Annotated in this window: 17 protein-coding genes; 12 read left to right on the top strand and 5 right to left on the bottom strand. The window is 66.4% G+C overall.

Translation table 11 applies throughout. The annotated features are described in order from the left end of the window. From CXZ05_RS12695 to CXZ05_RS12710, 4 genes are all read left to right on the top strand, one after another. Entirely contained in the window at positions 1 to 1,038 is a 1,038-nt protein-coding gene (locus CXZ05_RS12695; protein WP_102972948.1) for a carbohydrate ABC transporter permease, read from the top strand. Continuing rightward, a complete protein-coding gene (locus CXZ05_RS12700) occupies positions 1,035 to 1,934 on the top strand; it encodes a carbohydrate ABC transporter permease (protein WP_102972949.1) in 900 nt (299 codons plus the stop codon). The genes CXZ05_RS12695 and CXZ05_RS12700 overlap by 4 nt, the downstream gene beginning before the upstream one ends. Next, positions 1,931 to 2,194: a hypothetical protein gene (locus tag CXZ05_RS12705; RefSeq protein ID WP_102972950.1), complete on the top strand. Its 264-nt coding sequence runs from the start codon at positions 1,931 to 1,933 to the stop codon at positions 2,192 to 2,194. Before CXZ05_RS12700 ends, CXZ05_RS12705 begins: the two co-directional genes overlap by 4 nt. An 80-nt stretch (positions 2,195 to 2,274) precedes the next feature. Continuing rightward, on the top strand, positions 2,275 to 3,330 hold the full coding sequence (locus tag CXZ05_RS12710) for a LacI family DNA-binding transcriptional regulator (protein ID WP_102972951.1): 1,056 nt from the start codon (positions 2,275 to 2,277) through the stop codon (positions 3,328 to 3,330). 53 nt (positions 3,331 to 3,383) lie between these two features. Here the strand turns inward: CXZ05_RS12710 and CXZ05_RS12715 are convergent, their stop codons facing one another. Both CXZ05_RS12715 and CXZ05_RS12720 read right to left on the bottom strand, forming a co-directional pair. Further along, entirely contained in the window at positions 3,384 to 4,283 is a 900-nt protein-coding gene (locus CXZ05_RS12715) for a hypothetical protein (RefSeq protein ID WP_102972952.1), read from the bottom strand. A 33-nt stretch (positions 4,284 to 4,316) separates the two neighbouring features. Further along, the gene (locus CXZ05_RS12720) at positions 4,317 to 5,123 is read right to left on the bottom strand and encodes an exodeoxyribonuclease III (protein WP_102972953.1); all 807 of its coding nucleotides are present in this window, start codon (positions 5,121 to 5,123) and stop codon (positions 4,317 to 4,319) included. 147 nt (positions 5,124 to 5,270) lie between these two features. Between CXZ05_RS12720 and CXZ05_RS12725 the strand changes: the two genes are divergently transcribed. From CXZ05_RS12725 to CXZ05_RS12750, 6 genes are all read left to right on the top strand, one after another. Then, a complete protein-coding gene (locus CXZ05_RS12725; protein WP_102972954.1) occupies positions 5,271 to 6,770 on the top strand; it encodes a CoA-acylating methylmalonate-semialdehyde dehydrogenase in 1,500 nt (499 codons plus the stop codon). Next, positions 6,770 to 7,828, top strand: coding sequence for an enoyl-CoA hydratase/isomerase family protein (locus CXZ05_RS12730; protein ID WP_102972955.1), 1,059 nt, complete (start codon positions 6,770 to 6,772; stop codon positions 7,826 to 7,828). Before CXZ05_RS12725 ends, CXZ05_RS12730 begins: the two co-directional genes overlap by 1 nt. Next, positions 7,821 to 8,759, top strand: coding sequence for a 3-hydroxyisobutyrate dehydrogenase (mmsB, locus tag CXZ05_RS12735; protein ID WP_102972956.1), 939 nt, complete (start codon positions 7,821 to 7,823; stop codon positions 8,757 to 8,759). Before CXZ05_RS12730 ends, mmsB begins: the two co-directional genes overlap by 8 nt. Before the next feature lie 39 nt (positions 8,760 to 8,798). After that, complete coding sequence (locus CXZ05_RS12740; protein WP_102972957.1) at positions 8,799 to 9,578, top strand: enoyl-CoA hydratase; 780 nt, start codon at positions 8,799 to 8,801, stop codon at positions 9,576 to 9,578. Continuing rightward, a complete protein-coding gene (locus CXZ05_RS12745; protein ID WP_102972958.1) occupies positions 9,575 to 10,396 on the top strand; it encodes a type II CAAX prenyl endopeptidase Rce1 family protein in 822 nt (273 codons plus the stop codon). The genes CXZ05_RS12740 and CXZ05_RS12745 overlap by 4 nt, the downstream gene beginning before the upstream one ends. 210 nt (positions 10,397 to 10,606) lie before the next feature. Then, positions 10,607 to 10,870 (top strand): hypothetical protein, encoded by a 264-nt coding sequence (locus tag CXZ05_RS12750; RefSeq protein ID WP_102972959.1) that lies wholly within the window; start codon positions 10,607 to 10,609, stop codon positions 10,868 to 10,870. Here CXZ05_RS12750 and CXZ05_RS12755 read toward each other — a convergent pair. After that, positions 10,867 to 11,280, bottom strand: a complete 414-nt coding sequence (locus CXZ05_RS12755) for a helix-turn-helix transcriptional regulator (protein WP_102972960.1) — start codon at positions 11,278 to 11,280, stop codon at positions 10,867 to 10,869. The genes CXZ05_RS12750 and CXZ05_RS12755 overlap by 4 nt on opposite strands. Positions 11,281 to 11,608: 328 nt before the next feature. Between CXZ05_RS12755 and CXZ05_RS12760 the strand changes: the two genes are divergently transcribed. Both CXZ05_RS12760 and CXZ05_RS12765 read left to right on the top strand, forming a co-directional pair. Further along, positions 11,609 to 11,797, top strand: coding sequence for a DUF1508 domain-containing protein (locus CXZ05_RS12760; RefSeq protein ID WP_102972961.1), 189 nt, complete (start codon positions 11,609 to 11,611; stop codon positions 11,795 to 11,797). 17 nt (positions 11,798 to 11,814) lie between these two features. Continuing rightward, complete coding sequence (locus tag CXZ05_RS12765; RefSeq protein WP_102972962.1) at positions 11,815 to 12,504, top strand: PAS and ANTAR domain-containing protein; 690 nt, start codon at positions 11,815 to 11,817, stop codon at positions 12,502 to 12,504. Here CXZ05_RS12765 and CXZ05_RS12770 read toward each other — a convergent pair. Together CXZ05_RS12770 and CXZ05_RS12775 are read right to left on the bottom strand one after the other, a co-directional pair. After that, the gene (locus tag CXZ05_RS12770; protein WP_102972963.1) at positions 12,494 to 13,000 is read right to left on the bottom strand and encodes a MarR family winged helix-turn-helix transcriptional regulator; all 507 of its coding nucleotides are present in this window, start codon (positions 12,998 to 13,000) and stop codon (positions 12,494 to 12,496) included. The two genes, CXZ05_RS12765 and CXZ05_RS12770, sit on opposite strands and share 11 nt — an antisense overlap. A gap of 3 nt (positions 13,001 to 13,003) precedes the next feature. Then, a complete protein-coding gene (locus tag CXZ05_RS12775) occupies positions 13,004 to 14,779 on the bottom strand; it encodes an AMP-binding protein (protein ID WP_102972964.1) in 1,776 nt (591 codons plus the stop codon). Positions 14,780 to 14,818: the final 39 nt, after the last annotated feature.

Below are 14,818 nucleotides of genomic sequence, written 5' to 3' on the forward strand. Positions count from 1 at the left end.
ATGGCAACCGAAGTAGGCCCGACGCCGGTCAAGGCACCGGCGTCGGGCGGCGCCCCGATCCACCACGGCCCCAAGGGCGTGGGTGAGGATAACAAGATTCTGAGTCAGGGGAAATGGGCCTCGTGGCTCCTTGCCCCGACTATCATCGCCCTTGCCGTGGTGATCGTTTACCCGATCATCAGCGCAATCGTGATGTCCTTCCAGAAGGATGCCGGCCTGGATCCGGCCACCGGTCTCTTTACCGCAGGCGGTCCGGCAGGCGTCCAAAACTACGTCAACTGGCTCGCCCAGCAGTGTTCTGCTCCGGCAGGCGGAACGGTGGCGTGCCCGCCGGGTACGCTGGGTGCGCAGTTCTGGTCGGCCACGGCAACTACGTTCTTCTTCACCGTGGTTACCGTGACCTTCGAGACCGTCCTGGGCTTCTGGATGGCAATGATCATGGCCCGCACCTTCAAGGGCCGGAGCATGGTCCGTGCTGCTGTACTGGTGCCGTGGGCAATCCCCACCGCCGTCACCGCGAAGCTCTGGTTCTTCATCTTCGCCTTCGAAGGCATCGCCAACAAGCTATTCAACACCTCGATCCTGTGGACAGGCAGCGAATGGCCGGCGAAGTGGGCAGTGGTCATCGCGGACGTCTGGAAGACGACCCCCTTCATGGCCCTGCTGATCCTCGCTGGACTCCAGATGATCCCGGCCGAGGTTTATGAGGCCGCCAAGGTCGACGGTGCCAGCGCCTGGCAGCGCTTCCGGCTGATTACATTGCCGCTGGTGAAGCCGGCCCTGATGGTTGCCATCCTGTTCCGCACCCTGGACGCGCTGCGCATGTTCGACCTCCCGTACATCCTGACGGGTGGCGCGAACAACACCACCACGCTGTCCATCCTGGTGATCAACCAGATCAGGCAAGGGTTTAACGCCGCCGCGGCGTTGTCGACCATCACCTTCATCATCATCTTTCTTGTCGCGTTCATCTTTGTCCGGTTCCTCGGCGCAAATGTTGTTGAACAGAGCGGCGCCACCGGTAAGGGGAAGAAATGACCGCCGCGACATCCTCCGCCACAAGCCTGCGCGCGGAGCAGGACCGAGGCCGCCGCAAGGCCCAGAACAGCGAGAAGTGGGCCCAGGGCAGGACCTACATCAGTGCCGCCGTCATCCTGATCTGGTGCCTCGCGCCGGCGTACTGGATGGTGGTGACGGCGTTCCGCGAGGTGGGCTTCACTTACGACACCTCGATCCTGCCCAGCCATGTCACGCTGGACAACTTCAACACCGCGTTCGACACTTCCTTCGGCAACCGGTTCGGCCAGGCGCTGCTCAACAGCGTCTTCATCGGCGGCGTCGTCACGCTGGTGTCGCTGATCATCGGTGTGTTCGCGGCGTACGCGCTCGCGCGGCTGAACTTCCGGTTCAAGTACATGGTGCTCGGCTTCATTCTGGGCGCATCCATGTTCCCGGGCGTCGCCCTGATCACTCCGCTGTTCCAGTTGTTCACCAACATCGGCTGGATGGGGAGCTACCAGGCACTGATCATCCCGAACATTTCGTTCGTCCTGCCGCTGACGGTGTACACCATGACCTCCTTCTTCCGGGAGATGCCGTGGGAGCTGGAGGAGTCGGCCCGGGTGGACGGCTGCACGCAGGGACAGGCCTTCCGAAAGGTCATCATGCCCCTCGCGGCACCGGCCATCTTCACCACCGCGATCCTGGCGTTCATCTCCTCGTGGAATGAATTCCTGATCGCCAGCCAGCTGTCCAGCGATGCCACGCAGCCGGTAACGGTGGCCATCGCCAACTTCGCGGGGGCCCAGCCGAACCAGGTCCCGTACACGGCCATCATGGCGGCAGGCACCATCGTCACCATTCCGCTGGTCATCCTGGTGCTGGTGTTCCAGCGCAAGATTGTGGCCGGCCTGACGGCGGGTGCTGTCAAGTGACGCACGGAGCAGCACCACAGGGCAGGAAGCCGGAACCGGTCGCGCCCAAGCGCGTCCGTTCCGGCGAGGACTTCGACATCATCATCGGATTCCTTGGCTTCTGGGCCGTGGTGCTGCTCGTCGTCACCGTCTGGATGGAGGTGACCGGACAGCCCGCTGTCTTCTGGGCGCTCGGACTGCTGGCCACACTGCTGGCACTGTATGGCATGGTCAGGCTCCGCAGGCGCCTCCCCGCGCGCACGGCCACGCGCCGCACGTAATACCTGCAGGACTAAAATGGACACTTGCCGCCGGGAGAACAGCACGGCGGACACCTGCATGAGGGCTTAGAGAGGACATCGTGGCGCGCACTACTGAAAGGGCACAGCGCGGTGGCCACTCAGGGGTCAGTATCGAAGACGTGGCCGCGGCCGCAGGTGTTTCCACCGCAACCGTGTCCCGCGCCGTGCGCGGCCTGCCCCGCGTCTCCCCGGCCACCCGGGAAAAAATCCTTGAGGTGGCCGCGGCGCTGGGCTACGTTGCCTCATCCTCCGCGTCCGGCCTTGCCACCGGACGCACCAAGACCATCGGCGTGCTGGCCCCGTTCGTGAGCCGGTGGTTCTTCTCGAAGGCCATCGAGGGCGCGGACCGCGAACTCCATGCCCGGCAGTACAACCTTTCACTCTTCAACCTGGGCGGCCACGGCAGTCACCGCGAGCGGCTCTTCAGCAAGACCATGGTCTACAAACAGATCGACGCCCTCCTGGTCCTGTGTATGGCGCTGACCCGGGACGAGCTGGAGCACCTGCAAAAGATCGACATCCCGCTGGTGGTGGTGGGCGGCCACGTGGAGGAATGTGCCTACATCGGCATCGACGACTACGCGGCAGCCTCCACCGCCGTCAGGCACCTGATCGAACTCGGCCACCGGGACATCGCGCTGCTGCACGGCGACGATGAAACCGACCTCAACTTCGATGTTCCCCGGGTCCGCATCCTGGCCTTCCAGGACGTCATGACAGCTGCCGGCCTGGAAGTCCGCCCCGAGTGGGACGAGTGGGGCGACTTCACCGTCCGCAGCGGCCAGGAGGCGTTCCGGCGGCTGTGGGCCCAGCCAGGCGAGAAACCGACCGCCATCTTCTGCGCCTCAGATGAAATGGCCATGGGGGTCATTTTCGAAGCGAACCGCGTCGGCGTCCGGGTGCCGCAGGACCTGTCCGTGATCGGCATCGACGACCACGATTTTTCCGACGCCATCGGCCTCACCACGGTGGGGCAGCGGCCCGACGAGCAGGCCGAGCTTGGCACCAAGATGCTGCTCGACGAACTCCTGGGGATCCCCGGTTCGGTGCGGTCCTCGGTCGCGCCGCACCGCCTGATCGTCAGACGCACGACGGCGCCGCCCCGGTCCTCATAGCAGCGCACCTGACGTCTTTGAAGGGCCGGGTGCCTGGCGGGGAAGTGTGCGGGTTACGAGGCCCGGGCCAGTTGGCGGATGGGGATCCAGCGGGAAGCCAGCCGGCGGTAGGCGGCGGCCGCGCCCGTCATGTCTCCCTCCGCGAGGCATTCGATGCCCAGCCGCACGTCCATGGGGGAGTCGTCCGGGTAGACCTTGTCCGCCACTGCGCCGTAGTCCAGTTCCACCATCGAGTCGGCATGGAAGAGCTCCAGCCATTCGGTGAGCTGCGTGAGGTCGTCCAGCATGTCAAGGTCAGGCGCCGCGAGGGCCAGGTTCGCCACGGCATAGCGCACCCGGTCGAGGGCGTCGGAGATGGGCGCCCACACACGCACGGTGAGGATCCTGCCGCCGGCCTCCACGACGTCCTGCGGGTCGGACTCGAGGAACAGCGAGAACCAGCTGAAGGGGATGCCCCAGGTGGAGGCGCGGGTGTGCACCCGGGTGATGCCGTCCCGCGCGTTGACCAGGTCGATGCGTTCCTGGTGCCTGTCCCGCTGCTCCTCGGGGATCAGCAGCTCGGCCAGAGGCCCGTGAATGCCCTCGATCAGCGCGTTGGCCGCCAAGCCGGCACGAAGCACCAGTTGGCTCGGGCAGTAAAGCAGCCCGACGCCGTCGGACGTTTCCTCTTCTGCGCTTTCCTTGTCGGCATCCTCCACGGGGACACCCGGGGCGCGGGTGACGCGCACCAGGTCGGTCCGGCCGGTGGGAAACGGATCGCCGCCCGGCCGGGTGATCCGCCCCAGCGAAGCCAGCAGTTCCGCGTTTTCGACGGCGGCGCGGGACACCGCCCGTTCACCGGCTGACTTGATGGCGGCCTGCTGATCCTCGGGAAACGCGTCCAGCGGCTCATAGACGCGCAGCGTGGAGGAAAACGGGAGCCCGGCCTGGCCCCGGTAGAGGTTGCCCGTCATGAATGCCTGCCTGTCATCAGCCGTCAGCCTCCATCAGTCGGTCAGTTCCACAATCACCGGCGCGTGGTCGGAGGCGCCCTTGCCCTTGCGTTCCTCGCGGTCGATCGACGCGCCGGAAACGCGCGAGGCGAGGGCCGGCGAGGCGAGCACGAAGTCGATCCGCATGCCCTCCTTTTTGGGGAAGCGCAGCTGGGTGTAGTCCCAGTACGTGTAGACGCCCGGGCCCGGGGTGTGGGGGCGCACGACGTCGGAGTAGCCCACCGACTCGAACGCGTGGAACGCGGCCCGCTCAGGTTCGCTGACGTGGGTGTAGCCCTGGGTGAGGAACAGGTCGATGTCCCAGACGTCGTCGTCCGTAGGGGCGATGTTCCAGTCGCCCATCAGTGCGACTTGCTTGGACGGGTCCTCGGAGATCCACCCGGCCGCGTGGTTCTTCAGGGAATCAAGCCACTTGAGCTTGTAGGGCATGTGCTCGTCGTCGAGGGAGCGGCCGTTGGGGACGTAGAGGCTCCATACCCGGACCCCGCCGCAGGTGGCGGCCATGGCACGTGCTTCCTGGACGGGATCCTTGCCCGCCTTGCCGAAATGCGGCTGGTCGGTGAAGCCGCGTTCGACGTCGTCCAGGCCCACCCGCGAGGCGATGGCCACACCGTTCCACTGGTTGACGCCGAAGTGTGCCACCTCGTAGCCCATGCGCTCGAAGAGCTCCCACGGAAAGTTGTCGTCCTTGCACTTGGTTTCCTGGATGGCCAGGACGTCACAGTCGGAACGCTGCAGCCACGCCTCCACACGGTCGGCACGGGCACGCAGCGAGTTCACATTCCAGGTAGCTATCTTCACAGTCCTAACTTACCGAACTTGGATGCGGATGGGGGTTGCCCGGCACCCGGTATGGCAGCGCACCCCGCGCTGGGGACTCTGGAATTTAGTAGGAAGTCCGAGTAGATTCAGCACCAAAGATGACCGGGGTCATGCAAAGGAGCATCCATGGTTCACGAACTATCCCACTACATTGGCGGCCGGCGGGTGGACGGCACCTCCGGCCGGCACGGCGACGTCTATGATCCCTGCACCGGGGAGGTCCAGGCCAAGGTGCCGCTGGCGGGCGCGGAAGAAGTCCGGAACGCCATCGCGAACGCCGAAAAAGCCCAGCCGGAGTGGGGCGCGATGAACGCCCAGCGGCGCGGCCGCATCCTGCTCAAATTCGTGGACCTCGTGAACGAGAACATGGACGAGCTTGCTGCCCTCCTGTCCTCGGAACACGGGAAGACCCTCGCCGATGCCCGGGGCGACATCCAGCGCGGCATCGAGGTGGTGGAGTTCGCCGCCGGCGCCCCGCACCTGCTCAAGGGCGAATTCTCCGACGACGCCGGCGCGGGCATCGACGTGCACTCCATGCGCCAGCCGCTGGGCGTGGTGGCGGGCATTACGCCCTTCAACTTCCCCGCGATGATTCCGCTGTGGAAGTCCGGGCCGGCACTCGCGGCAGGCAACGCGTTCATCCTCAAGCCGTCCGAACGTGATCCGTCCGTGCCGCTGCGCCTGGCTGAGCTCTACTCCGAGGCAGGGGTCCCGGACGGCGTCTTCAACGTGGTCAACGGCGACAAGGAAGCCGTGGACGCGCTGCTCGAGGACGAGCGCGTGCAGGCCATCGGCTTCGTCGGCTCCACTCCGATCGCCCAGTACATCTACGCAACGGCGGCGGCCCACGGCAAGCGGGCGCAGTGCTTCGGCGGCGCCAAGAACCACATGGTGATCATGCCGGACGCGGACTTGGACATGGCCGCCGATGCCCTGATCGGGGCCGGCTACGGGTCGGCCGGTGAACGCTGCATGGCAGTTTCCGTGGCCGTTCCCGTGGGGGAGGAGACAGCGAACAAGCTGGTGGCACGGCTGCAGGAGCGGATCAAGTCCCTCAAAGTGGGCCACAGCCTGGCCCAGGACTCCGACTTCGGGCCGGTGGTGACCCCCGCGGCCAAGGAGCGGATCGAGGGCTACATCAAGTCCGGCGAGGAGGACGGCGCCTCGCTCCTGGTGGACGGCCGCGGCCTGGCCGTGGACGGCTACGGCGGTGGCTTCTGGGTGGGACCCACGCTGTTCGACAACGTCACCAAGGACATGAAGATCTACCGCGAGGAGATCTTCGGCCCCGTGCTCAGCGTCGTCCGCGCGTCCGACTACGACGAGGCGCTGGGGCTCTGCAGCGAGAACGAGTTCGGGAACGGCGTGGCCATCTTCACCCGAGACGGCGACGCGGCCCGGGATTTCGCCAGCCGCGTGCAGGTGGGCATGGTGGGCATCAACGTCCCCATCCCGGTGCCCATTGCCTACTACACCTTCGGCGGCTGGAAGGCGTCCGGGTTCGGTGACCTCAACCAGCACGGCGCCGACGCCTTCCGCTTCTACACCAAGACCAAGACCGTGACCTCGCGCTGGCCCTCCGGTATCCGGCAGGGTGCCAGCTTCATCATGCCGGAAGGAAGCTGATGACTGAACCTGAACAGCAGGTGCTGTTCGAACAACGGGGCAAGCTGGGGGTGGTCACGCTCAACCGGCCCAAGGCAGTCAACGCGCTCACGGCCGGCATGGTCACCGCCGTCCTGGAAAGGCTCACTGCCTGGGCGGACGACGATACCGTGGCCACCGTGCTGGTCCAGGGCGCCGGCGACCGCGGCCTGTGCGCGGGTGGGGACATCGTGGCCATTTACCGGGACATTCTCGCCGGCGGTGACGAAACGGCCGGCTTCTGGGCGGACGAATACCGGATGAACTCGCTCATCGAGCGGTTTCCCAAGCCTTATGTGGCGTTCATGGACGGCCTGGTGCTGGGCGGCGGCGTGGGCATCTCCGCGCACGGCTCCCTGCGCATCGTCACCGAACGGACCCGGACCGGGATGCCGGAGACCACCATCGGGTTCGTGCCCGACGTCGGCGGCACCCTCCTGCTGTCACGCTCCCCGGGGGAGGCGGGCACCCACGCCGCCCTCACCGGCGCCCACCTGAGCGGCGCCGATGCGCTTTTCCTGGGGCTGGCCGATCACTTTGTCCCGTCCGGCAGCCTCGCGGACCTCGCGGCGGCGCTGGAAAACGAAAGTGCGGAAGCCGCCGTCGTACGCTTAGCCGAAAAGGCACCCGCCTCGGCGCTGGAGGCGCAGCGGGACTGGATCGACGCCTGCTATTCAGCGGACGACGCCGAGGAAATCGTCCGGCGGCTGCGTGCCGCGGGCGGGGAAGCAGCGACGGCCGCCGACACCATCGAGGCGAAGTCGCCCACCGCCGTCAAGGTGACCCTGGCCTCGCTCCGCCGGTCGCGCGGGCTGACGCTCGACCAGGCGCTCGCCGAGGAATACCGCGTGGGACTGCGCTGCCTCGCCGGACCGGACTTCCGGGAGGGGATCCGGGCGCAGGTGGTGGACAAGGACCGCAACCCCCAGTGGCAGCCGGCCACGCTGCCGGAGGTGCACAAGGACGACGTCGAGCGGTACTTTGCGCCGTTGGGGGACCGGGAACTGGTTTTGTGGGAAAGGGAGTCGGACCATGCCTGATGAAGCAACCGTGCCTGAAGCAGCGAAACCGCGCGTTGCCTTCCTCGGGCTCGGCCACATGGGCGGTCCCATGGCGGTCAACCTGGTCAAGGCAGGCTACGAGGTAATCGGCTTCGACGTGGTGCCGGCCGCGCTGGCCGCCGCGCGCGAGCACGGCATCCCCGTCGCCGCGAGTGCCGCTGAAACCATGCCCGGAGCGGACATCGTGCTCACGATGTTCCCGAGCGGGCAGCATGTGCTGGACGCGTACCGCGGCGGGGACGGACAACCCGGATTGCTGGAGGCAGCGGCGCCGAACACCATGTTCCTGGACTGCTCCACCATCAACGTGGACGAGGCACGGGAAGCCGCCCGGCTGGCCCTCGACGCCGGTCACCGCTCCGTGGACGCGCCGGTTTCCGGCGGCGTGGTCGGTGCGGAGGCCGGCACGCTGACGTTCATGGTCGGTGCGCTGCCGGAGGACTTCGAGACAGTGCGGCCGCTGTTCGATGTCATGGGGAAGCGCGCGGTGCTGTGCGGAGAGCACGGCTCCGGCCAGGCAGCGAAGGTCTGCAACAACCTCATCCTGGGCGTCTCGATGATCGCCGTCAGCGAGGCGTTCGTGCTCGGGGAGAAGCTGGGCCTGACGCACCAGGCCCTGTTCGACGTTGCGTCCGCGGCGTCAGGGCAGTGCTGGGCACTCACCACCAACTGTCCCGTCCCGGGGCCGGTGCCCACCAGCCCGGCCAACCGCGACTATCAGCCGGGGTTCGCCGGAGCCCTGATGGCCAAGGACCTGCGCCTGGCACTGAACGCCCTTCAGTCCACAGGCGTTGCCGCCCGGATGGGCCCGCTGGCCTCCGAGATTTACGACGCCTTTGCCGTGGAAGGCGGGGCTGGCCGGGATTTCTCCGGCATCATCACGGATATCCGGGACAAGTCAGGACAGTAGGCTTAGTTTCAGGACGTACCAACCACGTGAGGGGCATGGATGACGCACGAGTACGGGAACATTCTGGTGGAGCGCCGCGGGCGCGTTGGACTCGTCACCCTGAACAGGCCCGAGGCGCTGAATGCCCTGGACAGGACCACCCTGGAGGAACTCGTGGCGGCGGTTTCGGCCATGGACGCGGATCCCGGCGTTGGCGCCGTCGTGATTACCGGTTCGGGGAAGGCCTTCGCTGCCGGCGCTGACATCAAGGAGATGGCGGACAAAGGCTACCTGGAGATGTACGACGCCGACTGGTTCCGCGGGTGGGAGGATCTCACCAGGCTGCGGATCCCGCTGATTGCGGCCGTGTCCGGTTTCGCGCTGGGCGGCGGCTGCGAGCTGGCCATGATGTGTGACTTCATCATCGCCGGCGACAATGCCAAGTTCGGCCAGCCCGAGATCAACCTCGGCGTCGTGCCGGGCATGGGCGGGTCCCAGCGGCTCACCCGCGCCGTAGGCAAGGCCAAGGCGATGGACATGATCCTGACCGGCCGGTTCATCGACGCGGCCGAGGCGGAGCGCTCGGGCCTGGTGGCACGGGTGGTGCCTGCCGCGGACACCGTGGAGGAGGCGCTGAAGGCCGCGGAGGTCATCGCGTCCAAGTCGAAGCCGGCCGCCATGCTGGCCAAGGAAGCCGTTAACGCGGCCTTCGAAACGGGTCTGGCGCAGGGCGTGCTGTTTGAACGGCGGCTGTTCCATTCGCTCTTCGCCTCCGAGGACCAGAAGGAAGGCATGGCTGCTTTCGTGGAGAAGCGCCAGCCGGAGTTCAGGCACCGGTGAGCACTCGGCTGACCGGGGAGCGCACCGTAAAGGGGAGTTCCCTGCGCGTTGTCCCGTCAGCCATGGTCTCGCTGGCCGGCTTTGTCCTGTTCGCGCTGGACCAGAGCCTATTGGGGTATGCCCTGCTCGCCGCAGCGCTCGTGGTCGCGGCCGTCGTGGACCGGCTGCTGTTCCGCGACCTCGCGCTGATTGCTGCCGGGGTGGCCATCATCAGTGCTGTGCCGATCACCACTGACGTCAGCACCTCCCACATGCTCGTCATGGGCTCGGCCATGATCGCCGCCGTGGGGATCCCCTATGCCGTGTCGCGCTTCGTCACCAAAGAGCATGCGGTGGTGTTTCCGGTGCGGACCGGGCAGAAATGGACGCGTGCGGAGAGATGGTACCTGCCCGCCGTCGTCGTGATTGGCTACGCCTTGCTGCCCGTCTACATGATCCGGACCGGGGTCTACTCGAACTGGCCCGCGGTGCACGACCCCGAGGGCATCGCCCGGCTCTTCCTCGGCACCAACGCCCTGGGCATCTGGGACGAGCTGTTCTTCATCTGCACCTGCTTCGCACTGCTGCGCCGCCACCTGCCCGACTGGCAGGCCAACCTGCTCCAGGCGGTCCTGTTCACGTCGTTCCTGTGGGAACTGGGGTTCAGGTCCTGGGCGCCGTTGTTCATCTACCCGTTCGCCCTGCTGCAGGCCCGCATCTTCACGGTGACCAAGTCGCTGTCGTACATCGTGAGCGTGCATCTGCTCTTCGACTTCGTGCTGTTCCTGGTATTGCTCCACGCGCACAACCGGACGTGGATCGACATCTTCCTGTACTGACTCCCGAGTCCATTCCACACGCCACCTCCAGAGTTTTTGTACAGATATCGGCCTCAAAAGGCACTTTTGCTCGCGATATGTGGACAAAAACTCCACAGCGGAATCCTGAAATGGCCGCCGGGATTTCACCTGCAGTTAATCGCGATGCCCTAGCCTTGCACTTCAGGCAAAAGTGTTTATTCAGGCAAACGTCCGAAAAGGGGAACGATCGTGGCCGACATCGCTGCTGTACTGGGACGGCTCACCGCGGCCGAGCTTGAGGAAATCCACGCCACGGGCCCGCAGGGGCACCTGAGCCGCAGGATCGTGGAGGCGCTGGACCGGGCTGCCGGCGGTCCGGGCGGCGGCCGCGGCTACTACGTGCCGGCCGGAAGTGTCAGCGGAACGGGCAGCCCGCACGTTGTGCTGAGGAGCGACGTGGCGGCCTGGCTTTTCGGGCATGCCGCGCCGGCCGCCGTCGCCGACCCCGCCTAGCCTGCGGCTTGTGCTGCCGGCGCCAGAGCGGATGCCGGCGCGGCGCCGGGGCCCGCGTTGGAGCCGTTGCCGTCCGCTCCGCCGTTAGGTTGCCGCAGGACGCCAACGTCGAGGATGGTGCCCAGCAGGCCACGGGCCGCTTCGAGGACCTCGCGTACTTCGGGTGACGTCAGTTCGTAGAACAGGCGGCCGTCCTTCCGGGACGGAACGATCAGCCGCTGGCGCCGCAGGATGCCGAGGTGCTGGGAGAGGTTGGAGGCCTCAAGTCCGGTGCAGTCCCGCAAGTTGCTCACGGTCTCGGGGCCGTTGACCAGCATCTCCAGGACCAGGATGCGTGCAGGGTGGCCCATGGACTTGAACAGGTCGGCCTTTACCCCGGTGTGGAGCACGCCGTCGGGCATGTCGCCCATTCTGGATTCCTTCCACTGATACCTGCCACGTGCTTCTCGGCCGGGCCGGCCCGCCAAACTCGGTGCCCCCAAAGGCGTATAGACCCAAGTATAGAGACAGAACGGTCTGTCCCCGACGAGCGGGGGAGAACTTTTGCTGGCGGACCGGGCACGCGAGGTGTTGCGGCCGCGGACCGCCCTTGCCAACAGCCCGGAACTAGTTCACAATTTCATAAATTCCTCAATCACCACCCCGGCTCATCCGCGGGAGCGGTAAGGAGAAAAACCTCAGCTGCTTCCGGCGACGACGGCGTCCCGGACGCCGTGTTCCCGTAACCAGGAGGGCTAAATGGCTGGCATGTTCGAACTCTTCATCGACGCAGAGGATTCCTTCAGATTCCAGCTCACCGCCCCGGACGGCACCGTGATGGCCGTATCCCGCCCTTTCCCCAGCAAGGCTGCCGCGGCAGAAGGCATCGCTGCCGTTCGACCCGTCTCCATGCGCACGCCCCTCCAGTGCCAAAGGATGGCCGGGTAGGGCGGCAGGGGACCGCGGTGAGCCTTCCGAAAACCGTACGGGCGTACTCGAGCGCTCTCGGGCCGGCTGATTGTGTTGCCGGCACGTTCCATTACGACGCCATTTCGGGGCGGCTTGAATGGTCCGATGAGCTGTACACGCTCCACGGTTACCGCCGCGGCGAGATCGTGCCCACCGTGGAGCTTCTCTACGCCCACAAGCACCCGGATGACAGGGACCGCTGCCACGACATGTTCATGGCGGCCTGCGATGCCGGCGGATTCTTCTGCAGCTACCACCGCATCCTTGATGCCCGCATGCGGGAACACCGTGTCCTCACCGCCGGCGAGGCGCTCGTGGAGGAGGGCAGGCTCATTGCCGTTGAGGGATTCATCGTGGACCTGACCAGCACGCTGCACTGGGAAACGGAACAGGCGGCGCGGGAAGCGGTTGCAGGTGCCCTTGGCACGCGGAGCACCATCGAACAGGCCAAGGGCATCCTGATGGGCATCCTCCGGATTGGGTCCGAGGCCGCCTTCAACCTGCTGGCCACGTACAGCCAGGACACCAACATCAAGGTGGCCAGCACGGCCGCCGACCTCGTGCAGCTGGCCAACAACCCGCAGCAGGCCGCATTGCTCGACACGTTCGTCCAGGAGCTCCAGCGGGACACGGACGGCCGGGCCATCCGTGAAGCCGAGCAGTCGGTGAAACCGGTCAGTCCGTAAAGTCCCCGGCGCCGCGGCGGAAATCGCCCAAAATCCGGATGAGCTGGTTCACGTCGTCGTCGCCGAAACCGGACTGGCCGAAAATCTCGGCGTTGAGCACCGCCGTCGCTCTTTTTGCCAGCGTGCGGCCCCCAGCCGTGAGCTCGATCAGTGTGGTGCGCCCGTCCGTGGGATGGGGTGAGCGGACCACCAGTCCCGCTGTCTGGAGGCGGTCGACGGCGTTGGTCACCGAGGTGGGGTGGACCTGCAGCAGGGCGCTCGCCTTGTTCATGGGCAAGGCGCCGCTCCTGGCGAAGCTGAGCAGCGCCAGCAGTTCGTAGCGGGCGAAGGTCAGCCCGAACGGCTTCAGGGCCCCCTCGATGCGGGCCAGCAGGATCTGCTGGGTGCGCATGATTGCCGTGATGGCAGCCATTGGTGCGGCGACGTCACTCCAGCCGTGGCTCTCCCAGTTGCGCTGTGCATCGGCAATCGGGTCACGGGGCAGCGGAGGGCTCACGGCTCAGCCCTGGCTTTTTAGGCCCGGGAAATCCGTTTCGGAGTATTCCCTGCCCAGACCGAGGGGGACGCCGGCCGCCCCGTGTTGGGTGCCGGCCGCGTGGCGCAGCTCCTCGCTGTGCCTCAGCTCTACCCGGCGGATTTTTCCCGAAATGGTTTTCGGCAGCTCGGCGAACTCAAGCCTGCGGATGCGCTTGAACGGCGCCAGGTGGTCGCGGCAGTAGCGCAGGATTTCCTCGGCGAGCTCGGGTCCCGGTTCGTGGCCGGCAGCGAGCACCACAAATGCCTTGGGCACGGACAGCTTCAGCGGGTCGGGGGAGGGGACGACGGCGGCCTCCGCCACCGCCGGGTGCTCGATGAGCACGCTCTCCAGCTCGAACGGGGAGAGCCGGTAGTCGGAGGACTTGAAGACGTCGTCGTCCCGGCCCACGTACGTTATGACGCCGTGCTCGTCCCGGCTGGCCATGTCGCCCGTGTGGTAATAGCCGCCGCGGAACGCCTCCGCCGTCTTCTCCGGGTCGCCGTAATACGACTTCATCAGCCCGGCCGGGCGGGGATCCAGGCGCAGGCAGAGCTCGCCGTCGTCCGCTTCCTCTCCCGTCACGGGATCGATGAGGACCACGTCGTACCCCGGCAGGGGCTGGCCCATGGCGCCAATCTTGACGGGCTGGGCGGGGGTGTTGGCCACCTGCACCGTGGTCTCGGTCTGGCCGAAGCCGTCGCGGATGGTCTGGCCCCAGGCGCGCTGGACTTGGCCGATGACCTCCGCGTTGAGCGGCTCGCCAGCGGAAACAACCTTGGTGGGCGGGTTTTTGAGGAGGCTCAGGTCGGCCTGGATGAGCATCCGCCAGACGGTGGGCGGAGCGCAGAAGCTGGTGACCTTCTCCTGGTCCATCTGCTCCATCAGGGCCCTGGCATCGAAGCGTTCGTAGTTGTAGACGAACACGCAGGCCTCCGCAATCCACGGGGCGAACAGGTTGGACCAGGCGTGTTTTGCCCAGCCCGGAGAGGCCACGTTGAGGTGCACGTCGCCCGGCTCCAGGCCTATCCAGTACATCGTGGACAGGTGGCCCACCGGGTAGGACGTGTGCGTGTGTTCCACGAGCTTGGCCTTGGAGGTGGTGCCCGAGGTGAAGTAGAGGAGCAGGGTTTCGTCCGCCAGAGTGGGTGCGTCAGGGGTGAAGTCGCTGGGGGAGGCGGTGGAATCCGCGTACTGCAGCGCCTCCGCAGTGGCGGCACCGTCGCCGGGGCTTGCGCTGCCGCTCGTGCCGGCGTCGGGAATTCCGATAAGCCGGTAGCGGCCTGGCACCTCGGTAAACTTGCCGAGGTTTGAACTGCCGACGGCGGCCCAGCCCGCTTCCCCGCGCTCTACCCGGTCCTTCAGGTCGGCGGGACCCATGAGGGTGGTGGTGGGGATCAGCACGATGCCAAGCTTGATGCCGGCCAGCACGAGTTCCCACAGTTCCACCTGGTTGCCCAGCATGATGATCATGCGGTCGCCGCGCTTCACACCCTGGCTGCGGAGCCAGTTGGCCACCTGGTTGGACCGGACCGACAGTTCGGCGAAGCTGCGTCGGGTGGCCGCGCCGTCCTGTTCGACGATCACAAGCGCCGGGTTGGCGCCGCTGGCAGGATCGGCGGCTATGGCGTCAAACCAGTCGAGTGCGAAGTTGAACTCCGCGGGCCGCGGCCATTCGAAGCTGGCCCTCGCCTGGCGGTAGTCCTGGCGCAAAGCGAGCAGCTGGTCGCGTGCGGCTCGGAAGTCGTCGGTGGCTGTCATGGGGGCCTTTCGCCTGGGGATTCACGTCCTAGTGATCCA

Source organism: Arthrobacter sp. AFG20 (genome assembly GCF_002892795.1).
Taxonomy (GTDB): Bacteria; Actinomycetota; Actinomycetes; order Actinomycetales; family Micrococcaceae; genus Arthrobacter.